The 22,487-nt window shown below is 72.0% G+C and carries 22 protein-coding genes; 5 read left to right on the forward strand and 17 right to left on the reverse strand.

Annotation, left to right across the window (positions count from 1 at the left end; genetic code table 11):
- Positions 1-21: 21 nt before the first annotated feature.
- The 10 genes from ACZ607_RS08905 to ACZ607_RS08950 all read right to left on the reverse strand — a co-directional run bounded on the left by ACZ607_RS08905 (position 22) and on the right by ACZ607_RS08950 (position 10,450).
- Positions 22-2,565 (reverse strand): ATP-binding protein, encoded by a 2,544-nt coding sequence (locus tag ACZ607_RS08905; protein ID WP_469733205.1) that lies wholly within the window; start codon positions 2,563-2,565, stop codon positions 22-24.
- A gap of 212 nt (positions 2,566-2,777) precedes the next feature.
- On the reverse strand, positions 2,778-3,512 hold the full coding sequence (locus ACZ607_RS08910; protein WP_469733207.1) for an ABC transporter ATP-binding protein: 735 nt from the start codon (positions 3,510-3,512) through the stop codon (positions 2,778-2,780).
- Positions 3,513-3,685: 173 nt separating this feature from the next.
- A complete protein-coding gene (locus tag ACZ607_RS08915; RefSeq protein ID WP_469733209.1) occupies positions 3,686-4,363 on the reverse strand; it encodes a potassium-transporting ATPase subunit C in 678 nt (225 codons plus the stop codon).
- Positions 4,364-4,384: 21 nt separating this feature from the next.
- The gene (gene kdpB / locus ACZ607_RS08920; RefSeq protein WP_469733211.1) at positions 4,385-6,466 is read right to left on the reverse strand and encodes a potassium-transporting ATPase subunit KdpB; all 2,082 of its coding nucleotides are present in this window, start codon (positions 6,464-6,466) and stop codon (positions 4,385-4,387) included.
- Positions 6,467-6,510: 44 nt separating this feature from the next.
- Complete coding sequence (gene kdpA, locus ACZ607_RS08925; protein WP_469733213.1) at positions 6,511-8,175, reverse strand: potassium-transporting ATPase subunit KdpA; 1,665 nt, start codon at positions 8,173-8,175, stop codon at positions 6,511-6,513.
- A gap of 8 nt (positions 8,176-8,183) precedes the next feature.
- Positions 8,184-8,273, reverse strand: a complete 90-nt coding sequence (kdpF, locus tag ACZ607_RS08930) for a K(+)-transporting ATPase subunit F (RefSeq protein ID WP_103492600.1) — start codon at positions 8,271-8,273, stop codon at positions 8,184-8,186.
- A complete protein-coding gene (locus ACZ607_RS08935; RefSeq protein ID WP_469733215.1) occupies positions 8,270-8,407 on the reverse strand; it encodes a hypothetical protein in 138 nt (45 codons plus the stop codon). The genes kdpF and ACZ607_RS08935 overlap by 4 nt, the downstream gene beginning before the upstream one ends.
- Positions 8,408-8,566: 159 nt before the next feature.
- On the reverse strand, positions 8,567-9,337 hold the full coding sequence (locus ACZ607_RS08940; protein WP_469733217.1) for a DUF3710 domain-containing protein: 771 nt from the start codon (positions 9,335-9,337) through the stop codon (positions 8,567-8,569).
- A 1-nt stretch (position 9,338) separates the two neighbouring features.
- Positions 9,339-9,866 (reverse strand): dUTP diphosphatase, encoded by a 528-nt coding sequence (dut, locus tag ACZ607_RS08945; protein ID WP_099176541.1) that lies wholly within the window; start codon positions 9,864-9,866, stop codon positions 9,339-9,341.
- Positions 9,866-10,450, reverse strand: a complete 585-nt coding sequence (locus tag ACZ607_RS08950; protein ID WP_469733219.1) for a PaaI family thioesterase — start codon at positions 10,448-10,450, stop codon at positions 9,866-9,868. The genes dut and ACZ607_RS08950 overlap by 1 nt, the downstream gene beginning before the upstream one ends.
- 58 nt (positions 10,451-10,508) lie before the next feature.
- Between ACZ607_RS08950 and ACZ607_RS08955 the strand changes: the two genes are divergently transcribed.
- Positions 10,509-10,964 carry a DUF3093 domain-containing protein gene (locus tag ACZ607_RS08955; RefSeq protein WP_469733221.1) on the forward strand — a complete coding sequence of 152 codons (456 nt, stop codon included), beginning with the start codon at positions 10,509-10,511 and terminating at the stop codon, positions 10,962-10,964.
- Between the two features lie 4 nt (positions 10,965-10,968).
- Here the strand turns inward: ACZ607_RS08955 and ACZ607_RS08960 are convergent, their stop codons facing one another.
- The 4 genes from ACZ607_RS08960 to ACZ607_RS08975 form a co-directional block, all read right to left on the reverse strand.
- Positions 10,969-11,925 (reverse strand): hypothetical protein, encoded by a 957-nt coding sequence (locus ACZ607_RS08960; RefSeq protein WP_469733223.1) that lies wholly within the window; start codon positions 11,923-11,925, stop codon positions 10,969-10,971.
- A gap of 11 nt (positions 11,926-11,936) precedes the next feature.
- A complete protein-coding gene (locus ACZ607_RS08965; protein WP_003965732.1) occupies positions 11,937-12,233 on the reverse strand; it encodes a DUF4193 domain-containing protein in 297 nt (98 codons plus the stop codon).
- Positions 12,234-12,637: 404 nt separating this feature from the next.
- Entirely contained in the window at positions 12,638-13,879 is a 1,242-nt protein-coding gene (locus tag ACZ607_RS08970) for a sensor histidine kinase (protein WP_469733440.1), read from the reverse strand.
- 7 nt (positions 13,880-13,886) lie between these two features.
- The gene (locus ACZ607_RS08975) at positions 13,887-14,540 is read right to left on the reverse strand and encodes a response regulator transcription factor (protein WP_031089418.1); all 654 of its coding nucleotides are present in this window, start codon (positions 14,538-14,540) and stop codon (positions 13,887-13,889) included.
- A gap of 364 nt (positions 14,541-14,904) precedes the next feature.
- Here ACZ607_RS08975 and ACZ607_RS08980 point away from each other — a divergent pair, with 364 nt between their 5' ends.
- On the forward strand, positions 14,905-15,078 hold the full coding sequence (locus ACZ607_RS08980) for a hypothetical protein (protein WP_164992724.1): 174 nt from the start codon (positions 14,905-14,907) through the stop codon (positions 15,076-15,078).
- 100 nt (positions 15,079-15,178) lie between these two features.
- Here the strand turns inward: ACZ607_RS08980 and ACZ607_RS08985 are convergent, their stop codons facing one another.
- Both ACZ607_RS08985 and ACZ607_RS08990 read right to left on the reverse strand, forming a co-directional pair.
- Positions 15,179-15,979 (reverse strand): inositol monophosphatase family protein, encoded by an 801-nt coding sequence (locus tag ACZ607_RS08985; protein WP_469733225.1) that lies wholly within the window; start codon positions 15,977-15,979, stop codon positions 15,179-15,181.
- Between the two features lie 71 nt (positions 15,980-16,050).
- Positions 16,051-17,175 carry a ferrochelatase gene (locus ACZ607_RS08990; RefSeq protein ID WP_469733227.1) on the reverse strand — a complete coding sequence of 375 codons (1,125 nt, stop codon included), beginning with the start codon at positions 17,173-17,175 and terminating at the stop codon, positions 16,051-16,053.
- A 114-nt stretch (positions 17,176-17,289) separates the two neighbouring features.
- On the opposite strand from ACZ607_RS08990, the gene ACZ607_RS08995 reads away from it, so the two are divergent.
- Both ACZ607_RS08995 and ACZ607_RS09000 read left to right on the forward strand, forming a co-directional pair.
- Positions 17,290-18,546, forward strand: a complete 1,257-nt coding sequence (locus ACZ607_RS08995; protein ID WP_469733228.1) for an MFS transporter — start codon at positions 17,290-17,292, stop codon at positions 18,544-18,546.
- The gene (locus ACZ607_RS09000; RefSeq protein ID WP_469733230.1) at positions 18,506-19,825 is read left to right on the forward strand and encodes a D-arabinono-1,4-lactone oxidase; all 1,320 of its coding nucleotides are present in this window, start codon (positions 18,506-18,508) and stop codon (positions 19,823-19,825) included. Before ACZ607_RS08995 ends, ACZ607_RS09000 begins: the two co-directional genes overlap by 41 nt.
- 10 nt (positions 19,826-19,835) lie before the next feature.
- On the opposite strand, the gene ACZ607_RS09005 is transcribed toward ACZ607_RS09000, so the two are convergent.
- Entirely contained in the window at positions 19,836-20,855 is a 1,020-nt protein-coding gene (locus ACZ607_RS09005) for a hypothetical protein (protein WP_469733232.1), read from the reverse strand.
- A gap of 498 nt (positions 20,856-21,353) precedes the next feature.
- Between ACZ607_RS09005 and sepH the strand changes: the two genes are divergently transcribed.
- Positions 21,354-22,418 carry a septation protein SepH gene (sepH, locus tag ACZ607_RS09010; protein ID WP_469733233.1) on the forward strand — a complete coding sequence of 355 codons (1,065 nt, stop codon included), beginning with the start codon at positions 21,354-21,356 and terminating at the stop codon, positions 22,416-22,418.
- Positions 22,419-22,487 lie beyond the last annotated feature (69 nt).

Raw genomic sequence — 22,487 nt, forward strand, 5'->3', positions numbered from 1 at the left:
CGGCTGTGCGCCGCGGGGATCTCATGAGGTGACCTGCGCGGGCGGTACGGGGCCGGCCCGTTCCTGTCCCGGGGCGGCGGTGAGCCTGAGGACCATGGTGAGGCCGCCGCCGGGGGTGTCCTCGGCGTCCAGCGTGCCGCCCATGGACTCCACGAAGCCGCGGGCGACGGCCAGCCCGAGCCCGACCCCGGCGCCGCGCGGCGCGTCGCCGTACCGCTGGAACGGCTCGAATATGCGTTCCTTGCCCTCGTCGGGGACGCCTCGGCCGCGGTCGGCCACCCGTAGCTCGACGCGTTCGCCCAGGGCGCTGGCGGCGACGGTGACGCGCTCCCGGCCGGGGCTGTACTTGACGGCGTTCTCGACGATGTTGGCGACGGCGCGCTCCAGCAGCCCCGGGTCCACGGCGACCATGGGCAGCGTCTCGGGGATGTCCAGGTCGACGCTTCCCTCCGGTACGCCGCCGAGGGCCATCGGGACGACCTCGTCGAGGTCGATCTCGCGGATCAGCGGGGTGACGGTGCCGGTCTGCAGGCGTGACATGTCGAGCAGATTGCCGACCAGGTGGTCCAGGCGGTCGGCGCCGTCCTCGATGGCCGCGAGGAGCTCCGCCTCGTCGGCGTCGGACCAGGACACGTCGTCGGAGCGCAGGGAGCTCACCGCGGCCTTGATCGCGGCCAGCGGGGTACGCAGGTCGTGGCTGACGGCGGCGAGCAGCGCGGTCCTGATCCGGTTGCCCTCGGCCAGTCGCCGGGCCGCCTCCGCCTCCCCCACCAGGCGCTGCCGGTCGAGCACCACGGCGGCCTGGGCGGCGAAGGCGCCGAGGACCCGGCGGTCCTCGGCGGGCAGCACACGGCCGGAGAGCGCCAGCGCCATGTGGTCGCCGACGGGCATGTCCACGTCCGCGTCGTCGGGCCGGGCCACCGGTGCCGGGCCGACGGATCCGGCGCAGGTCCAGGGCTCGACGTCGCTCTGCCGCTCCAGGAGGGCGACGGATTCCATGCCGAAGGTCTCGCGGACCCGTCCCAGCAGGGCGTCCAGAGCCGTCTCGCCGCGCAGGACGCTGCCGGCGAGCGTGGAGAGGATCTCCGACTCGGCGCGCAGCCGGGCCGCCTGGTGGGTGCGCCGGGCCGCCAGGTCGACCACGGAGGCGACCGCCACCGCGACCGCGAAGAAGATCACGATGGCGACGAAGTTCTCGGGGTCCTGGACGGTCAGGGTGTGCGTGGGCGGCGTGAACCAGTAGTTCAGGAAGAAGGATCCCGCGGCGGCCGAGGCGAGCGCCGGGGCCAGCCCGCCGAGGAGGGCGGCGGTGACGGTCAGGAAGAGGAAGAGCAGGACGTCGTTGGCGAGCCCCGGCCCGTTCTCCATGCCGTGCAGGAGCAGGGTCAGGAGCGCCGGTCCGCCGACGCCCGCCAGCCATCCCGAGACGATCCGGGTGCGGCTGAGCCGGGCCCCGCGCGCGATGGGCAGCCCTCGTCCCTTGGCGACCTCCTCGTGCGTGACGATGTGCACGTCCAGGTCGGGGCCGGACTCGCGGGCGACGGTGGCGCCGACCCCGGGGCCGTAGATGTACTGCCAGGTCTTGCGGCGGCTGGAGCCGAGGACGATCTGGGTGGCGTTGACGCCCCGGGCGAACGCCAGGAGCGCGGAGGGTATGTCGTCGCCGATGACGTGGTGGAAGGTGCCCCCGAGGTCCTCCACCAGGGTGCGCTGGACCGCGAGCTCCTTGGGTGAGGCGGAGGTCAGGCCGTCGCTGCGGGCGATGTACACCGCGAGGATCTCGCTGCCGGAGCCCTTGGCGGCCATCCGGGACGCCCGGCGGATGAGCGTACGGCCCTCGGGTCCGCCGGTCAGTCCGACGACGATGCGTTCGCGGGCCTGCCAGGGGGCGCTGATGTCGTGTTCGCCGCGGTACTGCTGGAGGTACTCGTCGACCCGGTCGGCGACCCACAGCAGGGCCAGTTCGCGCAGGGCGGTCAGGTTGCCGGGGCGGAAGTAGTTGGACAGGGCCGCGTCGACCTTGTCGGACTGGTAGATGTTGCCGTGGGCCATGCGCCGGCGCAGCGCCTGGGGCGACATGTCGACAAGCTCGATCTGGTCGGCGCGCCGGGCGACCTCGTCGGGGATGGTCTCCTGCTGGCGTACGCCGGTGATCGACTCCACGACGTCGCCGAGGGACTCCAGGTGCTGGATGTTGACCGTGGACACCACGTCGATGCCGGCCTTGAGGAGTTCCTCGACGTCCTGCCAGCGCTTGGCGTTGCGGGAGCCGGGCACGTTGGTGTGGGCGAGCTCGTCGACGAGTGCGACGGCCGGCGCCCTCTCCAGGACGGCGTCGACGTCCATCTCGGCGAAGACGCGCGAGCGGTACTCGATGTCGCGCCGGCGTATCTGCTCCAGACCGTGCAGGAACGCCTCGGTGCGCGGCCGGTCGTGGTGCTCGACGAACGCGACGACGCAGTCCGTGCCCCGCTCCACCCGGCGGTGGGCCTCGGACAGCATCGCGTAGGTCTTGCCGACGCCGGGTGCCGCACCCAGGTAGATCCGTAGCTTGCCGCGTGCCATGGCCCCATTGTCTTCTTCCGGGAGGCCGTCGCCGATGCGGCGGCCCTGGTCGAAGCTACCTCGGTGAGGGGCGGGGCACGGCCCCGGGCGGTGTCCGCGGGGTCCGTATTGACGGGATTCTGACGCGGGCGGGCGAGCGCCGACGCGGACGGACAGGAGGCTGACGCGGGCGGGCGGGCGGCTGCGGACGGCCCGTGCGCACCCGCGCCCGCTCACCCGTGTTCGACGATGTGCCCGTCGCTGAGTTCCAGCACCCGGTCGGCGAAGCCGAGCAGCTGGGGATCGTGGGTGGCGACCAGCACGGTGACGCCCTCGCTGCGCACGACGGCGCGCAGCAGCTGCATGACCGCGAGCCCCGTCTCCGCGTCGAGCTGCCCGGTGGGCTCGTCGGCGATCAGGAGGGCGGGCCGGTTGGCGAGGGCGCGGGCGATGGCGACGCGCTGCTGCTGGCCGCCGGAGAGCTCCCCGGGGCGCTGCTGGGCGTGGTCGCCGAGGCCCACCAGGGCGAGCAGCAGCGCCACCCGCTCCTCGCGCTCGTGCGGGTCGGTCCTGCGCAGGCGCATGGGTACGCCGACGTTCTCCGCCGCGGTCAGGATCGGGATCAGGCCGAACGACTGGAAGATGAAGCCGATCCGGTCCCTGCGCAGCTCCAGCAGCCCGTCCTCACCGAGCCCGGAGAGGTCGGTGCCGCCGACGGTGATCAGGCCGCTGTCCGGTGCGTCGAGCCCGCCGACGAGGTTGAGCAGGGTGGTCTTGCCGGAGCCGGAGCGGCCCTTGAGCGCGACGAGCTCGCCGCGCGGAACCTCGAAGGACACCCCGCGCAGGGCGTGCACGGCCGCCGCCCCGGTGCCGTACGAGCGGTGCAGGTCCTCGACCCGGATCATGGGCCCGTCGAGGGGGCTCTCGGCCAGGGCCGTGCCGCTCCGCCCACCGGTGTGCTGTGTCATCGCTCTCCCCCGTGCGTACGCGCCGCGCGTACCGCTCCGTACGTGCGCTGCCGCGCGCACCGCTCCTCGGCCGCGGCCAGTATGTGCATGCCGGGGCCGGTGGGGCAATGCCCTCAGGAACGGAGGATCCGCGCCGGGGCCCGCCCGTCCGGCGGGCCCCGGCGCGGGACGGGTCAGGGTGCCGTGCCCTCCTCCACCAGCTCCCTCAGCGCGGTGTTGAGGGCGAGGACGTTCACCCGGGGCTCTCCCACGAAGCCGAGGATCCGGCCTTCGGTGTGGTCCCGGACCAGTTCGACGACCCGGTGGACCGGCAGTCCGTTGCGCTCGGCGACGCGGCGGGCCTGGAGTGCGGCGTACTCCGGTGAGATGTGGGGGTCGAGGCCCGAGCCGGAGGAGGTGACGGCGTCGGGCGGCACGTCGGCTGGGTCCACCGGGTGGCCGGGCACGGAGTTGTCCGCGACGACGGCCGCCTTGGCGTCGGTGACCTGGCGGATCAGCTCCTCGCTGTCCCCGGACCGGTTGGTCGCCCCGGAGAGGATCAGGTCGTAGCGGGTGTTGACGCTGTTGGTGCCGAGGCCGTTCGAGGGGCGCGGCTGGAACCAGGTGAGGTCCGGCTCCGGGGTCTCCTGGCCCTCGTCGGCCGGCAGGTCGTAGCGCTGGCCGATGAGGCGTGAGCCGACGACCTCGCCGTCGACGGTGACCTCGGAGCCGTTGGCCTTGCCGGGGAGGGCCGCCTGGGCGACGCCGGTGACGGCCAGCGGGTAGAGCACGCCGCACAGGGCGGTGAGGACGAGCAGGGCGCGGAGGCCCGCTCCGAGGAGTCGGGCGGTGGTGCCCGCGGAAGTGTTCATGGGTGTCTGCACGCTCCGGTTTCAGCGCAGTCCGGGGACGAGGGAGAGGGCGAGGTCGATGAGCTTGATCCCGATGAACGGGGCGACGAGTCCGCCGATCCCGTAGACGGTGAGGTTGCGCCGCAGCATCCGGTCGGCTCCGGCCGGCCGGTAGCGCACCCCTCGCAGCGCCAGCGGGACCAGCGCGACGATGATCAGCGCGTTGAAGATCACCGCCGAGAGGATCGCGGTCCGGGGCGAGGACAGGTCCATGATGTTGAGCTTGTCCAGGCCCGGATACACGACGGCGAACATCGCGGGAATGATCGCGAAGTACTTCGCGACGTCGTTGGCGATGGAGAACGTGGTGAGGGCGCCCCGGGTGATCAGCAGCTGTTTCCCGATGGCGACGATCTCGATGAGCTTGGTGGGGTCGGAGTCCAGGTCCACCATGTTCCCGGCCTCCTTGGCGGCCGAGGTGCCGGTGTTCATGGCGACCCCGACGTCCGCCTGGGCGAGGGCCGGGGCGTCGTTGGTGCCGTCCCCGGTCATGGCGACGAGCCTGCCGCCGGCCTGCTCCCGCCTGATGAGGGCCATCTTGTCCTCGGGCGTCGCCTCGGCGAGGAAGTCGTCGACCCCCGCCTCCCGGGCGATCGCCTTCGCGGTCAGCGGGTTGTCCCCGGTGATCATGACCGTACGGATGCCCATGCGCCGCAGCTCCGCGAACCGTTCGCGCATCCCGGGTTTGACGACGTCCTTGAGGTGGATCACCCCGAGGACCCGGGCGCCCGTGCCGTCCTGGACGGCCACCAGCAGGGGGGTGCCGCCCGCCTCGGCGATCAGGCCGGTCAGCACCCCGGCGTCGGCGGGCACGGTGCCGCCCTGCCCGGTGACCCAGGCGAGGACGGAGCCGGCGGCCCCCTTGCGCACCCGGCGGCCGACGAGGTCGACACCGGACATGCGGGTCTGCGCGGTGAACTCCACCCAGGTGGCGCCGGACAGCTCTCCTCCGTCCGGTGCGCGCGGACCGTGGATCTCCTCGGCCAGCGCCACGACCGACCTGCCCTCGGGCGTCTCGTCGGCCAGCGACGAGAGCCGGGCGGCGGCGGCGAGCTCGGCCTCCGTGACGCCCTTGACGGGCAGGAACTCGGCGGCCTGCCGGCTGCCCACGGTGATCGTGCCCGTCTTGTCGAGCAGCAGCGTGGAGACGTCCCCCGCGGCCTCGACGGCCCGGCCCGACATGGCGAGCACGTTGCGCTGCACCAGCCGGTCCATACCGGCGATGCCGATCGCGGAGAGCAGGGCGCCGATCGTCGTCGGGATGAGGCAGACCAGCAGGGCGGCCAGCACGGTCATCGACTGCTGCCGGCCCGCGTAGGCCGCGAACGGCTGGAGGGTCACGACCGCGAGCAGGAAGACGACGGTGAGGGACGCCAGCAGGATGTTGAGCGCGATCTCGTTGGGCGTCTTCTGCCGGGCTGCCCCCTCCACCAGGCCGATCATCCGGTCGATGAACGTCTCGCCCGGCCTCGTGGTGATCCTGACGACGATCCGGTCGGAGAGCACCTTCGTGCCGCCGGTGACGGCGCTGCGGTCGCCGCCCGACTCCCGGATCACCGGGGCGCTCTCCCCGGTGATCGCCGATTCGTCGACGCTCGCCACCCCCTCGACGACGTCTCCGTCGCCCGGGACGAGATCACCGGCCTCGCAGACCACCAGGTCACCGACGCGCAGTTCGGTGCCGGGCACGCGTTCCTCGCCGGAGCCGACGACGCGGCGTGCGACGGTGCCGGTCCGCGCGTTGCGCAGGGTGTCCGCCTGCGCCTTGCCGCGCCCTTCGGCCACCGCCTCGGCGAGATTGGCGAAGACCGTGGTGAGCCACAGCCAGGCGGTGATCGCCCAGCCGAATCCGTCCGTCGGGTCCAGGACCGCCAGGACGGTGGTGAGCACGGACCCGACGAACACCACGAACATCACCGGGGACTTGACCATCGTCCGGGGGTCGAGCTTGCGTATCGCGTCGGGCAGGGACCTGACCAGCTGGGCGGCGTCGAACAGACCGCCGGCGGGCCGCCCGGTGGTGGCGTCCCGGGAGGGGCGGGGTGCGTGGGTGACGGCGGACATCGGGTCCTCTCGCTTCGGAGACCTCAAGGCCCTGGGCAGGGCATTCATGACGCCAGCCCTTCCGCCAGCGGCCCCAGGGCGAGGGCCGGGAAGTAGGTGAGGCCGGTGACGATCATGACGGTGGCGAGCAGCAGCCCGCTGAACAGCGGTTTCTGTGTGCCGAGGGTCCCGGCGGTCGCGGGTACGGGGCTCTGCCGGGCCAGCGATCCCGCCAGCGCGAGGACGAACACCATCGGCAGGAACCGTCCCAGCAGCATCGCGATGCCGAGGGTGGTGTTGAACCACTGGGTGTCCGCGTTCAGGCCGGCGAAGGCGGAGCCGTTGTTGTTGGCGCCCGAGGTGTAGGCGTAGAGGATCTCGGAGAAGCCGTGGGCCCCGGTGTTGGCCATGGAGTCGCCCGGCGTGGGCAGGGCCAGCGCCGCGGCCGTGAAGCCGAGCACCAGGGCCGGGGTGATCAGGATGTAGCAGGCCGCGAGCTTGATCTCCCGGGTGCCGATCTTCTTGCCCAGGTACTCGGGCGTACGGCCCACCATCAGCCCCGCGAGGAACACGGCGACGACCGCCATGATCAGCATGCCGTAGAGGCCGGAGCCGACCCCGCCGGGGGCGATCTCGCCGAGTTGCATGCCGAGCAGGGTGATGCCGCCGCCGAGGCCCGTGTACGAGGAGTGGAAGGAGTTCACCGCACCCGTCGAGGTCAGGGTGGTGGCCACCGCGAAGATCGACGACCCGGCGATGCCGAAGCGGGTCTCCTTGCCCTCCGTCGCCCCGCCCGCGAGGTCGAAGGCGGGCCCGTGGTGGCTGAATTCGGTCCACATCATCAGGGCGGTGAAGCCCAGCCAGATCGTGGCCATCGTCGCGAGGATCGCGTACCCCTGCTTCAGGGAGCCCACCATCCGGCCGAACGTCCTGGTCATCGCGGAGGGGATGAGCAGGATCAGGAAGACCTCGAAGAGGTTGGACAGCCCGTCGGGGTTCTCGAACGGGTGGGCGGAGTTGGCGTTGAAGTAGCCGCCGCCGTTGGTGCCCAGCACCTTGACGGCCTCCTGGGAGGCGACCGCGCCGCCGTTCCACTGCCGGGTGCCGCCGCCGAACTGCCCGACCTCGTGGATGCCGGAGAAGTTCTGGATGACACCGGTGGCGACCAGGACGAGCGCGCCGACGACGGAGAGCGGCAGCAGGACGCGCACGGTGCCGCGCACCAGGTCGGACCAGAAGTTGCCGAGCTCGCCCGTGCGGGACCGGGCGAAGCCCCGTACGAGCGCCACGGCGACGGCCATGCCGACCGCGGCCGAGACGAAGTTCTGCACCGCGAGGCCGCCGGTCTGCACGACGTGGCCCATGGCCTGCTCGCCGTAGTACGACTGCCAGTTGGTGTTGGCGACGAACGAGGCCGCCGTGTTGAACGCCTGGTCGGGATCGATCGAGGCGAAGCCGAGCGAGCCGGGCAGCGAGCCCTGGAGCCGCTGCAGGAGGTAGAGGAACAGGACGCCGACCGCGGAGAACGCGAGGACGCCGCGCAGATAGGCGGGCCACCGCATCTCGGTGGCGGGGTCGGCGCCGATGGCCCGGTAGATCCACTTCTCGATCCGCAGGTGTCGCGTCGAGGAGTAGACCCGGGCCATGTGGTCGCCGAGCGGACGGTGGGCCAGTGCCAGTGCCGCGACGAGCGCGAGCATCTGGAGGGCACCGGCGAGGACGGGGCTCATGTCGGCGCTCAGAACCTCTCCGGGTGGAGGAGGGCGAGGACGAGGTAGCCCAGCAGGGCGACGGCCACGACGAGGCCGGCGATGTTCTCGGCGGTCACAGCTTGGTCACCCCCCGGGCGACGAGGGCCACCAGCGCGAACACCGCGATCGTGGTGAGGACGAAGGCCAGGTCGGCCATCGTGTGCTCCTGGGTGAGGTCGGTTTCGGGGACCTCCTGAGCAAACCCCCGCACCCGGCCCCCGCCGGCCGCGTTGACGGCTTCCCTACGCTCCGGGGGCGCCCTTTGACGCCGCCCGTACGCCCCCGATACGCGCCCCTGACGAGCCCGTGGAAAGGCCGGTGGGCCGCACCCCGTGCGGGGGTGCGGCCCACCGGCCTCGTACGAGCGGGGTCAGCGCACCTCGGTGATCTCCGGGCCGCGCTGGAGCTGTCCCATGCCGCCGGAGAACTTCGAGCTCTCCTGGTCCTCCTGCTGCACGCCCTCGGGCACCATCTGGGCGTCGTTGGGGAGCTTGAGGACGATCGGGTCACGCGGGGCCATCGGGCCCTCACCGCGCACGACGACGGTGTCCCGGAAGATCGTCTCCAGCAGCCCGGCGGCGTCCGGCTGGACCGCGCCCTGGCCGGAGATCACACCGCGCAGGAACCAGCGCGGGCCGTCGACACCGACGAAGCGCACCAGCTGCACGCCGTTCTTCCCGTCCGGAAGCTGTACGGGGACCTGGGCGCGCAGCTCCCATCCGAGCGGGCCCTCGACCTCGTCGATGATCCCGCCCTGCTGGGTGATGCCGGAGGCGATCTCCTCGCGGACCTCGCCCCAGATGCCCTCCCGCTTGGGAGCGGCGAAGGCCTGCAGCTGGACCGCGCTGTCACGCAGCACGACCGTGGCGGCGACGATCGCGTCACCGGCGACCTCCACCCGGAGCTCCATGCCCTCGACCCCGGGGACGAAGATGCCGCCCAGGTCGACCCGGCCCTCGCCGGGCTGGGAGACCTCGGAGATGTCCCACGGTCCGTCGGGGCGGGGCGCCGGCGGAAGGTTCGCGCGGCGCGAACCGCTCTCGGCCCCCGTGTCGTCGAGCTCGTCGGCGACCTGCTCGGCCTCGCGCGCTTCGTCCGCCGTGTCTTCGGCGGAACCACTGTTCTTGCGACGTCCGAACACGTCAATGTCCTTCCCGGTCGGATACGACCGAAGCGTAGCTGTTCCCACCCTGGCTGTTACCGCCCGTGACACCGTCCACTGCGGCGTGACCGCCGGTGGATCCGAAGCCCCCCTCGGCCCGCGCCGAGCCGGGGAGCTCCGTCACCTCGTGGAAGCGCACCTTCTCGACCTGCTGGACGACCAGTTGGGCAATCCGGTCGAACCGTTCGAACTTCACGGTCTCGCGTGGGTCGAGATTGACCACGATGACCTTGATCTCTCCACGGTACCCGGCATCGACCGTCCCTGGGGCGTTCACGAGGGCCAGTCCGCAGCGGGCCGCGAGGCCGGAACGGGGGTGCACGAAGGCGGCGTACCCGTCGGGGAGCGCGATCGACACCCCGGTGGGGAGGACCGCCCGCTCCCCCGGGGCGAGTTCGGCGGCCTCGGTGGTGACCAGATCCGCGCCGGCGTCGCCCGGATGTCCGTAGCCGGGAATCGGCACGTCCGGGTCGACCCTGCGGATGAGTACGTCGACGGGGTGGCGCATCAGGGGTTCACCTCGAAGGCGCGGGCACGCCTGATCTGGTTCGGGTCGGACATCGCGGCCTGGATCTCCTCCGGCCGGCCGTTGTCGATGAAGTGCTCCACCTTGACCTCGATGAAGAGGGCTTCCGCACGGACCGCGACGGGACCCTCGGGGCCGCCGGTCCGGCCGGTCGCACGGCAGTAGATCTTCCGGCCGTGCACGGCGGTGACCTCGGCCTCCAGGAAGAGCACCGTGTCCACCGGCACCGGGAGGACGTAGTCGGTCTCCAGCCGCCCGGTCACCGCGATGACCCGCAGCAGCCAGCTCAGCGCGCCGAGCGTCTCGTCCATCGCCGTGGCCAGGACCCCGCCGTGCGCCAGCCCCGGAGCGCCCTGGTGGGCGGGCTTCACGGTGAATTCGGCGGTGACGCTCACGCCCTCGCCGGCCGTCGCCTGGAGATGCAGTCCGTGCGGTTGTCCGCCACCACAGCCGAAACAGTGTTCGTAGTGGGACCCGAGAAGCTCACCGGGCGCGGGAGCGTCGGGATGGCGGACGGGCTTCACCGCGTCGGCGGGGGGTGTCAGACGTGCAGATGTTCCACTCACAGCCGCAGACCTTACCCGCGCTGCCTGTCACGGGTCGCGCCGTGCCAAGCTTGCTTTCATGCAGCCTTCCGCACCCCCCTTCGAGGAACGTCTCACCGCACCCCGTTCGTGGTGGCTCATCGCCTTCGGGATCGGCATCGCCTGCGCGCTGATGTTCCTGCCGCTCGGCGCGCTGCCGATGCTCGGCGGCCTGGTGGCCGGTTCGGCCGCGGCATGCGTGGGCGTGAGCTCGTACGGCTCCGCGCGCATCCGGGTCGTGGCGGGCGCCCTCGTCGCGGGCGACGCCCGGATCCCCCTGGAGGCGCTCGGTGACGCCGAGGTACTGGACGCGGAGGAGGCGCGCGCCTGGCGCTCGTACAAGGCGGATCCCCGCGCGTTCATGCTGTTGCGCAGCTACATCCCGACGGCGGTGCGGGTGAAGGTCACGGATCCGGCCGATCCGACGCCGTACGTCTATCTGTCGACCCGGGAGCCGCAGGCCCTGGTGGCGGCGCTCGCGCCCGTACCCGCCTGAGGCGTCAGCGGCCGGGGTCGTCCAGGCCCTCGGGGAGCTCCTCGGCGGGCTCCACGGGCTGTTCCAGCGGGGGAAGCTCCGGAAGGCGGTCCCAGGGCACCTGCTGGCGCCGCAGGTCGTTCCTGACCCGCTCGGCGAGCTTCCTGGTGTCGCGCCGGTTCATGAGCGCGCCGACGGCGGCGCCGATCATGAACGGGATGAGATTCGGCAGGTCGCGCACGGTGCGCTTCATGATCTGCTGGCGCAGTTCGCGCTTCATCTGCCCGCCCAGCGCCGCGTTGAGCGTGGTGGGGCGTGAGACGTCGATGCCGCGCTCCTCGGTCCAGGACGTCAGATACGCGGTGCCGCGCTGGGCGATGTTGCCCGGCGGGCGCAGGCCGTAGACCTCGTGGAGCTCGGCGACGAGCTTCATCTCGACGGCGGCCACGCCGGTGATCTCCGCCGTCAGCTCGGCGAGCATGGCGGGTGGTACGGGCATCATCGCCGCCGCCCCGATGCCCGCGCCGACGGTCGCGGTGGCGTTGCAGGCGCCCGCGACGAGCTTGTCGGCGAGCTCTTCGGGACCGATCCCCGGGAACTGCCCGCGCAGGGTGGCGAGATCCCGCACGGGGATGCGGGGAGCGATGTCGATGATGCGGTCGGCGACCATCCCTATCGCCGCCGTGGCGCTCTCCCGGCTTCTGCGTACGCCCCGTTTCAGAGTGTGCAGGCGGCCGGAGCCCTTCGCGGAACCGTCCGGGCCGTCCTGCCCGGCGCCGGCTCGCGGATCCGCCGCCCTTCCCGCTTCGAGCGAGGCCGGACGGCCCCGCTCGTCGTCAGGTGTGCCGGGAGAGGCAGGCAGGGCGGCCTGGTGCTCGGCAGTGGGGCTCTCGCCCTCCGCCGGGCCTGTGCCGCCCTGATGTGCCTCCGACGACTTCGTGCGCCGCAAGCGCCGCTTCCGGAACGGTGTGTCGCCTGCCACGGCCGTCGGCCTCAGTCGCAGTCGCGGCAGATCGGCTGGCCGTTCTTCTCCCGCGCCAGCTGGCTCCGGTGGTGCACGAGGAAGCAGCTCATGCAGGTGAACTCATCGGCCTGCTTGGGCAGAACCCGTACGGCCAGCTCTTCGTTGGACAGGTCTGCGCCGGGCAGCTCCAGTCCCTCTGCCGCGTCGAACTCGTCCACGTCGACGGCGGATGCCGTCTTGTCGCTCCGACGAGCCTTGAGCTCTTCGAGGCTGTCCTGGTCCACGTCGTCGTCGGTCTTGCGTGGGGTGTCGTAATCCGTTGCCATGTCGCTCTCCCCCTCATGGGTGTCTGCGGTGTCTCAGCGCACGTAACGCGTGAGAGGCCGGACTTGTGCCCGACCTGAGGCGGAGATTTTGCCTCACATCAAGGTCTGTTACTCAATCGACACCCAACCGGATCTCTCGCGAGCGATCAGCTTGGGTGGCGATGGGGACCGTACACGGTCCGATTGCTGCAGTTCACGGGCGCCACCCCGTGTACTTCCCGTGATATCGCCCCCCGGAAACCCGGACGTTTCCAGGCTTTCGGGCAGAGTTGTGATCACGGAGAGTAGAGGGACCGGAAATCGCTCCTGTGATCGATCACACAGGGACAGAACGGAAACAGGGTTCGAAAATTCCGCCCAAAGCGAACAGAGCGATCCAATGCGGCTTCACACCGTGAAGCTTCTCAGACCGGAAGGGTGACGCGCATCACGAGACCACCGCCCTCGCGGGGCTCCGCGATGATACGGCCTCCGTGCGCCCGCGCGACGGACCGCGCGATCGACAGGCCGAGCCCGACGCCCTTGTCGCTGCCCGTGCGCTCGGTGCGCAGCCGCCGGAACGGCTCGAAGAGGTTGTCGATCTCGTAGGCGGGCACCACGGGCCCGGTGTTGGAGACGGTCAGGAGCGCCTGCCCGTGCTGGAGCTCGGTGGTGACCTCCACCCAGCCGCCCTCCGCCACGTTGTAGCGCACGCCGTTCTGCACGAGGTTCAGCGCGATCCGCTCCAGGAGCACTCCGTTGCCCTGGACGACGGCCTGGGCCCGCTCCCCGCGGATCTCGACACCCTTCGCCGCCGCCTCGCCCCGGGTCTGGTCGATGGCGCGGTCGGCGACCTCGCCCAGGTCCACGGGCTTGCGCTCGATGATCTGGTTGTCGCTGCGGGCGAGCAGCAGCAGCCCTTCGACCAGCTGCTCGCTGCGCTCGTTGGTGGCCAGGAGCGTCTTGCCCAGCTGGTGGAGCTCCGGCGAGGCCTCCGGGTCGGAGAGATGCACCTCCAGGAGCGTGCGGTTGATCGCGAGGGGCGTACGCAGCTCGTGCGAGGCGTTCCCCACGAACCGCTGCTGGGCGGTGAAGGCCCGCTCCAGGCGGTCCAGCATCTCGTCGAAGGTGTCGGCGAGCTCCTTCAGCTCGTCGTCGGGGCCGTCCAGCTCGATGCGGCGGGACAGGTCGGTGCCCGCCACCCGGCGGGCGGTGCGGGTGATCCGGCCCAGCGGGGACAGGACGCGGCCGGCCATGGCGTAGCCGAAGGCGAAGGCGATGATGCTGAGGCCGACGAGGGCCAGCAGCGCGCGGTTCAGCAGGGAGTCGAGGGCGTGCTGGCGCTGGGCCGCGGTGCAGTTCTTGATCGCCTCGTTGAGCTGGGTGTTGTTCAGCGCCGAGCCCAGCTGCGGACACATGTCGCTGGAGATCTGCACGTTCGTGCCCTTGACCTGGAACTCCAGTCCGCCGGCGTCGTGCAGCGCCTGCGCCGCGAGCATGTAGATGATCGACAGCAGCAGGATGCCCGCGATCAGGAACATGCCGCCGTACAGCAGGGTGAGCCGTATGCGGATGGTCGGCCGCAGCCAGGGGTACGGGGACTCCTGCGCCTTGGGTTCCCAGGTGGGCTTGGGGGGTGCCTTCAGGGGTGAGGGGGACGCCGCCATCACGCCCTCAGATCCGGTATCCGGAGCCGGGGACGGTGACGATGACGGGTGGCTCGCCGAGCTTGCGGCGCAGGGTCATGACGGTCACCCGCACCACGTTGGTGAACGGGTCGGTGTTCTCGTCCCACGCCTTCTCCAGCAGCTGCTCGGCCGAGACGACGGCGCCCTCGCTGCGCATCAGGACCTCCAGGACCGCGAACTCCTTCGGGGCGAGCTGGATCTCCTGCTCGTCCCGGAACACCTCGCGACGGTTGGGGTCCAGCTTGATGCCGGCCCGCTCCAGCACGGGCGGCAGCGCGACCGTGGTGCGCCGCCCCAGGGCGCGCACCCGCGCCGTCAGCTCGCTGAAGGCGAAGGGCTTGGGCAGGTAGTCGTCCGCGCCGAGCTCCAGGCCCTCGACCCGGTCGCTGACGTCACCGGAGGCGGTGAGCATGAGGACCCGGGTGGGCATGCCGAGCTCGACGATCTTGCGGCAGACGTCGTCGCCGTGCACCACCGGGAGGTCCCGGTCCAGCACGACGACGTCGTAGTCGTTCACCCCGACGCGTTCCAGGGCGGCCGCCCCGTCGTAGACGACGTCGACGGCCATGGCCTCCCGGCGCAGCCCGGTGGCCACCGCATCGGCGAGCAGCTGCTCGTCCTCGACGACGAGTACGCGCACGGCGCAGTCCTTCCCTAGATCTTCCGGAAAACCCGCGAGCGGCCCTCGTTCCGGCCGCTCGCCGCACGTCAGCGGCACCGACTGTGCGCGTCCATCCTGCCCGTAACGCGCATAAACCGGCGGTAAGACGACGCCGCCCGGTCCACCGCTCCAGGGAATTGATCGGATTTCCGGGCCAGTTGAGGTTTCTCGCCGGGCGGCGGCGGGGAGGACGCTCTCACACCCGCGATCACGCCCTGCATGTGGCGTACCACAGCCCGTCCTGCATCCAGAGGGACTGCGTGATCACCCGCACTCCGGCCCACGGACCGGAGGACCACCGGGCACACCCCCGTGCCACCGACCCACGACGAGGGGGCGCTTCATGGACGCTTTCACCGCAGGTCTGCTGCAACGAATCAAGACCACCGAGTCCGACCTCACGAGGGCTCGCGAGACGGGCGACGACTTCCTCGCGGATGTCGAGCAGGGAGAGCTGGACGACCTGCACCGCCTCGCCGCCGAGCACGGCGTGGAAATCGGCGCCACAAGCGTCTGAGCCGCCACGGGAGGGCCCCGGGAGCCGTCATGGCCCCTGGGGCCCTCTTCGCGTTCCGGCGGCCCTCCCGGGCGGCTCGACGGCCTCAGGAGGTCATACGTCAGTCGTGCCAGGCGCCCAGCTCCTCCAGGAGCGCCTGGAGGGGTTCGAAGACGCCGGGGGTCGCGGCGACCGTGAGGTCGCCGTCGGCGGGCCGGCCGGGGCGCCCCCCGGTGAGGGCTCCCGCCTCCCGGGCGATCAAATCGCCGGCCGCGACGTCCCACGGGTGCAGTCCGCGCTCGTAGTAGCCGTCGAGCCGGCCCGCCGCCACGTCGCAGAGCTCGATGGCGGCCGATCCGCCGCGCCTGATGTCCCGCAGCCTCGGGATCAGCCGCTGGGCCACGGCGGCCTGGTGCGTGCGGACCTCGGTGACGTAGTTGAAGCCGGTCGCCACGAGGGCCTGGTCGAGGGGGGCCGTGGGGCGGCAGCGCAGCGCCTCCCCGTTCCCGTACGCCCCGCGGCCGAGCACCGCGTGGAACGTCTCGCGCCGCATCGGGGCCTCGACCACGCCGACGACCCGTTCGCCGTCGCGCTCGGCGGCGATGGAGACGGACCAGGTCGGCAGGCCGTAGAGGTAGTTCACCGTGCCGTCGAGCGGGTCGATGACCCACCGGATACCGCTGCTGCCCTCGGCGCTGGCGCCCTCCTCGCCGAGGAAGCCGTCGGCGGGGCGATGCTCGGAGAGGTAGCCGGTGATCAGCTTCTCCGCCCGGATGTCCATCTCCGTGACGACGTCGATCGGGCTGGACTTCGTCGCGGCCACCCCGAGGTCGGCGGGGCGGCCGTCGCGCAGGAGCGCGCCGGCCCTGCGGGCGGCCTCCAGGGCGAGGTCGAGCAGTTCGGACAGGAGGGGGTCGGTCACAACGCTCCAGGGGTGGTTCGCGGGGCCGGGACGCCTGTCGGGGCCCACGGCGGGAAGCGGACGGGAGGTGGCTAGAACGGGCTGTCGGCGCCCGCGGCGGCCGGCTTGGGTGCCCTGGCCGGACAGCAGCCGACCGGACAGAGGTCGTGGGAGGGGCCGAGCGCCCCCAGGGCGCACGGCGTGACCGGGCGGCGCTGTTCCACGGCGGCGCGCTCCAGCACGAGATCGCGCACGGCGGCGGCGAACCGGGGGTCCGCGCCGACCGTCGCGGACCGGCGCACCGGAAGCCCGAGCTCGGCGGCCTTCGCGGTGGCCTCCGTGTCGAGGTCGTACAGGACCTCCATGTGGTCCGAGACGAAGCCGATGGGGGCCATGACGACCGCGGGGACACCGTCGCCGTGGAGCGTCTCCAGGTGGTCGCAGATGTCGGGCTCCAGCCACGGGATGTGCGGGGCGCCGCTGCGGGACTGGTAGACGAGCTGCCACGGGTGGTCGACGCCGGTCTCCTCGCGCACCGCCTCGGTGATCAGCCGGGCGACGTCCAGGTGCTCGGCCACGTAGGAGCCGCCGTCGCCGTGCGTCTCCACCGGTCCGGAGGTGTCCGCCGCCGAGGTGGGGATGGAGTGCGTGGTGAAGGCGAGGTGCGCCCCCGCCCTGAGCTCCTCGGGGAGGTCGGCCAGCGACGCCAGCACGCCGTCCACCATGGGCCGTACGAAGCCGGGGTGATTGAAGTAGTGCCGCAGCTTGTCCACCCGGGGCACGGGGAGCCCCTCCGCCTCCAGCGCGGACAGCGACTCGGCGAGGTTCTCGCGGTACTGACGGCAGCCCGAGTACGAGGCGTAGGCGCTGGTGGCCAGCACGGCGATCCGCCGGTGGCCGTCCGTGATCATCTCGCGGAGGGTGTCGGTGAGGTACGGGGCCCAGTTGCGGTTGCCCCAGTACACCGGGAGTTCGAGGCCGTGGTCCGCGAAGTCCTTGCGGAGCGCGTCGAGCAGCGCCCTGTTCTGGGCGTTGATCGGGCTCACGCCGCCGAACAGGAAATAGTGCTTGCCGACTTCCTTGAGCCGCGCCTCGGGGATGCCCCGGCCGCGCGTCACGTTCGCCAGGAACGGGACGACGTCGTCAGGGCCTTCGGGACCGCCGAAGGAGAGCAGCAGCAGGGCGTCGTAGGGAGCGGGACCACGCAGATCGGACATGCACCCGATCCTGCCACCCGCCTCCGACAGTGCGGCAACCGCCACCGGCGGGCCCGCGGCGCCCGTAAGCTGTATCGGCCATCCATACACCTGTCACGCGTCCCGGAGCCCTCCTTGCCCAGCCCCTACCGCGCCATCTTCACCGCTCCCGGGAGCCTGGGGTTCTCGGCGGCGGGATTCCTCGGCCGGATGCCGCTGGCCATGATGGGCATCGGCGTGGTGACGATGGTCTCCCAGATGACCGGCCGCTACGGGCTCGCCGGAGCGCTCTCCGCGACGCTCGCCATGGCGGCGGCCGTGATGGGCCCGCAGGTCTCCCGGCTGGTCGACCGGTACGGGCAGCGGCGCGTGCTGCGCCCGGTCACCCTGGTCGCCGCGGCGGCGGTCGCGGGGCTCCTGGTCTGCGCCCAGCAGCGGCTGCCGGACTGGACCCTGTTCGTCTTCGCGGCCGGCGCGGGCTGCGTGCCCAGCATGGGGTCGATGGTGCGGGCCCGGTGGGCGGCGATCTACCGGGGTTCCGCCCGTCAGCTGCACACGGCGTACTCCTGGGAGTCGATCGTCGACGAGGTGTGCTTCATCTTCGGGCCCATCGTCTCCATCGGTCTGTCCACCGCGTGGTTCCCGGAGGCCGGGCCCCTGGTCGCCGGGGTGTTCCTGGTGACCGGTGTCCTCTGGCTGACGTCCCAGCGGGCCACCGAGCCGGCCCCGCACCCGAAGGAGCACCACACGGGCGGCTCCGCCCTGCGCTCCCCCGGCCTCCAGGTGCTGGTGACCGCGTTCGTCGCCACCGGGGCGATCTTCGGAGCGGTCGACGTGGTCACCGTGGCCTTCGCCGAGGAGCGCGGCCACAAGGCGGCGGCCAGTCTCGTGCTCGCGGTCTACGCCCTGGGGTCCTGCCTCGCGGGAGCCGTCTTCGGTCTGGTGCACCTGCGGGGGAAGCCGTCCACCCGGTGGCTGGTGGGGGTGTGCGCCATGGCCGTGAGTATGATCCCCCTCCAACTGGCCGGGAGCCTGCCGTTCCTGGCCGTGGCGCTCTTTGTCGCGGGCCTCGCCATCGCACCGACGATGGTCACCACCATGGCCCTCGTCGAGCAGCACGTACCGCGCACACAGCTGACCGAGGGCATGACCTGGACCAGCACCGGGCTCGCGGTCGGAGTGGCGCTCGGCTCCTCCGCCGCCGGCTGGGTGGTCGACGCCTCCGGGGCGGGGGCGGGGTACGCGGTGCCCGTCGTGGCGGGAGCGCTCGCGGCCGCGGTGGCGTTCCTGGGGTATCGCCGGCTCGCGGAGCCGGTGCCCACGGAAGTTGACACGGGAGGGCGCGGGGAAGATGACGGACACCTACGCACGGACGACGAACACGTGGCGTAACTGGGCGGGCAACGTCACCGCCCGGCCCGCCCGAGTGGAGTCCCCCGCCTCCGTCGACGAGCTCGCGGAGGTGCTCCGCCGGGCCTCCGAGGACGGTCTGAGGGTCAAGCCGGTCGGCACCGGGCACTCGTTCACCGCGACCGCGGCCACCGACGGGGTCCTCATACGCCCGGACCTGCTCACCGGGATCCGAGGCATCGACCGCGAGGCGATGACCGTGACGGTCGAGGCCGGCACCCCGCTGAAGCGCCTGAACGCCGCGCTCGCCCGCGAGGGGCTCTCGCTGACCAACATGGGCGACATCATGGAGCAGACGGTCGCCGGGGCCACCTCCACGGGCACCCACGGCACCGGCCGCGACTCGGCGTCGATCTCCGCGCAGATCCGGGCGCTGGAACTGGTCACGGCGGACGGCACGGTCCTGAGCTGCTCGGCCGACGAGCACCCCGACGTCTTCGCGGCGGCCCGGATCGGGCTGGGGGCGCTCGGCGTGGTCACCGCGGTCACGTTCGCGATCGAGCCCGTCTTCCTGCTGACGGCCCGCGAGGAGCCGATGCCCTTCGACCGGGTCACGGCCGATTTCGATCAGCTGGTCACCGAGAACGAGCACTTCGAGTTCTACTGGTTCCCGCACACGGGCAACTGCAACACCAAGCGCAACAACCGCAGCGCGGGCCCGCCCGCCCCTCCCGGGCGGGTGAGCGGCTGGATCGAGGACGAGCTCCTCTCCAACGGGATCTTCCAGGTCGCCTGTTCGGTGGGGCGCGCGGTCCCCGCGGCCATTCCCTCCCTCGCCCGGATCTCCAGCCGCGCCCTGTCGGCCCGTACGTACACCGACATCCCGTACAAGGTGTTCACCAGCCCGAGGCGGGTGCGCTTCGTCGAGATGGAGTACGCCGTGCCGCGCGAGGCCGCGGTCGACGCCCTGCGTGAGGTCAAGGCCATGGTGGAGCGTTCGCCGCTGCGGATCAGCTTCCCGGTCGAGGTCCGCACGGCGCCCGCGGACGACATAGCGCTCTCCACGGCCTCGGGCCGGGAGAGCGCGTACATCGCGGTGCATCTGTACCGGGGCACGCCCTACCAGGCGTACTTCACGGCCGTCGAGCGGATCATGACGGGCTACGACGGCCGACCGCACTGGGGCAAGATCCACACCCGTGACGCCGGCTACCTGTCGGGGAGCTACCCCCGGTTCGGCGAGTTCACCGCCGTACGCGACCGGCTCGACCCGGACCGGCTGTTCGCCAACGACTACCTGCGCCGCGTGCTCGGCGACTGAGCCTGGACGGTCAGCGGTCCGTGTCCGTGCCGGCCGCTCCGCCCTGCGGGTCCGGGGCCTCGTCGGCTCCGGTCGGATCAGGGGCGGCCGGGGTGGTGGCGCCGTCGCCCGGCGAGGCCGGGGTGGTGGCTCCGGGAGTCGTGGCCCCGTCGGACGCCGACGGCGTGGGGGTGGGGTCGGTGGCGGTGCCGCCGCTGCCCGAGGGGTCGGGCCGGGTGCTCCCGCCGTTCTCCGTGCCGGTTCCGGGGGACGTCGTGCTCCCGCTGCCGGGAGCGTTCCCGTCGTCGCCCCGGTCACCCCGGTCGCCGTCGTCCTGCCGGTCCGTCCCGTCCGAGGGCGAGGGCGAGGTCGTCCCGCCGTGGCGTTCCCCGCCCACCACGGAGCCGATGGTCGTCCTTCCCTCGCCCCCCAGGTCGTGGCCGGAGGCCACCTCGTACACGGTGATGCCGGCCATCGACAGGACGAAGACCCCGGTGGCCGCGAGGGCCGACCGCTTCCAGCCCCGGACGCGGGTGCCGTGCGTACGGGCGTCGGAGTAGGAGCCGTCCGCGACCGCCCCGTCCGGGCCGGGCCCGCCCGGCCCGACCTGCCGCAGCACCGTCGTACGGTCCGCGTCGGGGCCCACCGCGCGCAGGGCACGCGTCGCCTCCGGGTCATCCGTACGGAGGACCTGGGTCGCCCCCTCGTCCACGGTGCGCAGGGCCCGGGTCGCGTCGTCCTCCGGGCGCGCCGGACCGGTGGCCGGCTCCCGGGTGCGCACCGTCACCTGACGGCCCGCCGGGTTCTTCACCTGGACGGTGACCTCCCGGATCTGCTCCCCGGTACGACGGAAGAAGTGCTGGAAGACCGAGCCGCCGCAGGTGGCCACCACGCTCATCACACCCGCGCCGGCGATGGTTCCGTAGACACCGAGCTGCGAGGCCATCACCGCCGCCGCGACGGCCGCCACGGCGCTGCCGGCGACCTGCGGGAGGCTCAGATCTATGCGCCTTTCCTTGCGTTCCGCATCACTCTGCGGCTTCTGAACCATGATCAGCCCCTGCTCGACAACTACCCCACCTTGCACCAGGAAAGGACATATGAGCGAATCGGATAGTTCCGATTCTGGAGATTTTGTGAAGCAGCACACCCATTGAGGGCATACTGCGGACAACGGGGTAACCCAACTCCCGTACCCGGTGAGAACTTCGGCGGCGCGCCGGTCCACCCAGGTGGCCCGAATGGAGTACTGTGACGAGCCCTGGGGCCGGACTCCCACACGGGTATCCGGAACCTACGGGAGGGGGCCGAAGGGCGGCCCCCGAACCGGCGGCGCCGCGGCATCGCACGGGCGCCTGCTACATGGAGCGACCACCCGGTCGCTCCGCGTCGCAAACAGGTAACCGTGCCATCGTGGCGTTCCAGGGCCAAGGCCCGACACGCCGGGTAACTTGGCAAGGTTGTGGCAGGCTGAACCCGGGCAGGTCACACTCGACTAGCGGAAGCAGCGACGCAGGTGACGTCGGCAGGCACCACCCGGGAGGTTCCCATGCCCGAACTGCGTGTCGTGGCCGTCTCGAACGACGGCACACGACTGGTGCTCAAGGCTGCGGACAGCACGGAGTACACGCTTCCGATCGATGAGCGGCTGCGTGCCGCCGTGCGCAACGACCGCGCCCGGCTCGGCCAGATCGAGATCGAGGTGGAGAGCCATCTCCGCCCGCGCGACATCCAGGCACGCATAAGGGCCGGCGCCTCCGCGGAGGAGGTCGCCCAGTTCGCCGGCATCCCGGTGGACCGGGTACGCCGCTTCGAGGGCCCCGTGCTCGCGGAGCGCGCGTTCATGGCCGAGCGCGCCCGGAAGACACCTGTGCGCCGTCCCGGCGAGAACACCGGACCCCAACTCGGCGAGGCGGTGCAGGAGCGGCTGCTGCTGCGCGGAGCCGACCGGGAGACCGTCCAGTGGGACTCCTGGCGCCGGGACGACGGCACCTGGGAGGTCCTCCTGGTCTACCGCGTCGCGGGCGAGCCGCACTCCGCGAGCTGGACGTACGACCCGCCCAGGCGGCTCGTCCAGGCCGTGGACGAGGAGGCGCGCTCGCTGATCGGCGAGACCGACGACGTCGCTGCGCCGGAGCCGAGCTTCCCGTTCGTGCCCCGGATCGCGCGACTGCCGCGCGACCGGCCGCTGGACCGCTCGCTGGACCGTCAGATCGAGCGTCCCGCTCCCCCCGCGCCCGAGCCGGAGGAGCGTGTCGCCGGGGTGTCCGCGAGCGAGCGTGATTCCCTGACGAGCCTCCTGGAGGCGGTGCCGAGCTTCCGTGGCGACATGGTGGTCCCGGAGCGGCCCTCGCAGCCCGAGCCGCCCGCGCTCGAACCCGCGGCCCAGGAGGAGACGGAGGCCGACGAGCCCCCGGCCGCGGCGGCGTCCGCGGGGGCGGGTTCCGCCTACGCCGACGTACTGATGCCCCGCGCGGTGGCCGGCCATCGCGACCGGCTGACCGGGACGACGGACCGCCAGGCCGAGGCGGACGGGGTGCGCCCGGGCCGCCGGGCGGCGGTGCCGAGCTGGGACGAGATCGTCTTCGGCACACGCCGGAAGAAGCAGGACTGAGGCCCGGGCAGGATGTCCGCGGCATGAGGAGGGCCCGTACGCAGCCGCGTACGGGCCCTCGCTCCGTCC

This window comes from Streptomyces sp. NPDC104381, from assembly GCF_055583745.1.

Excerpts from the sequence above, each read along its gene's own strand:
- ACZ607_RS08910 (WP_469733207.1), bottom strand. The coding sequence starts at position 3,512 with ATGACACAGCACACCGGTGGGCGGAGCGGCACGGCCCTGGCCGAGAGC.
- kdpA (WP_469733213.1), bottom strand. The coding sequence starts at position 8,175 with ATGAGCCCCGTCCTCGCCGGTGCCCTCCAGATGCTCGCGCTCGTCGCG.
- kdpB (WP_469733211.1), bottom strand. The coding sequence starts at position 6,466 with ATGTCCGCCGTCACCCACGCACCCCGCCCCTCCCGGGACGCCACCACC.
- ACZ607_RS08980 (WP_164992724.1), top strand. The coding sequence starts at position 14,905 with ATGGACGCTTTCACCGCAGGTCTGCTGCAACGAATCAAGACCACCGAG.
- ACZ607_RS08955 (WP_469733221.1), top strand. The coding sequence starts at position 10,509 with ATGCAGCCTTCCGCACCCCCCTTCGAGGAACGTCTCACCGCACCCCGT.
- sepH (WP_469733233.1), top strand. The coding sequence starts at position 21,354 with ATGCCCGAACTGCGTGTCGTGGCCGTCTCGAACGACGGCACACGACTG.
- ACZ607_RS08965 (WP_003965732.1), bottom strand. The coding sequence starts at position 12,233 with ATGGCAACGGATTACGACACCCCACGCAAGACCGACGACGACGTGGAC.
- dut (WP_099176541.1), bottom strand. The coding sequence starts at position 9,866 with ATGCGCCACCCCGTCGACGTACTCATCCGCAGGGTCGACCCGGACGTG.
- ACZ607_RS08915 (WP_469733209.1), bottom strand. The coding sequence starts at position 4,363 with ATGAACACTTCCGCGGGCACCACCGCCCGACTCCTCGGAGCGGGCCTC.
- ACZ607_RS08905 (WP_469733205.1), bottom strand. The coding sequence starts at position 2,565 with ATGGCACGCGGCAAGCTACGGATCTACCTGGGTGCGGCACCCGGCGTC.
- ACZ607_RS09005 (WP_469733232.1), bottom strand. The coding sequence starts at position 20,855 with ATGGTTCAGAAGCCGCAGAGTGATGCGGAACGCAAGGAAAGGCGCATA.
- ACZ607_RS08970 (WP_469733440.1), bottom strand. The coding sequence starts at position 13,879 with ATGGCGGCGTCCCCCTCACCCCTGAAGGCACCCCCCAAGCCCACCTGG.
- ACZ607_RS09000 (WP_469733230.1), top strand. The coding sequence starts at position 18,506 with ATGACGGACACCTACGCACGGACGACGAACACGTGGCGTAACTGGGCG.
- ACZ607_RS08990 (WP_469733227.1), bottom strand. The coding sequence starts at position 17,175 with ATGTCCGATCTGCGTGGTCCCGCTCCCTACGACGCCCTGCTGCTGCTC.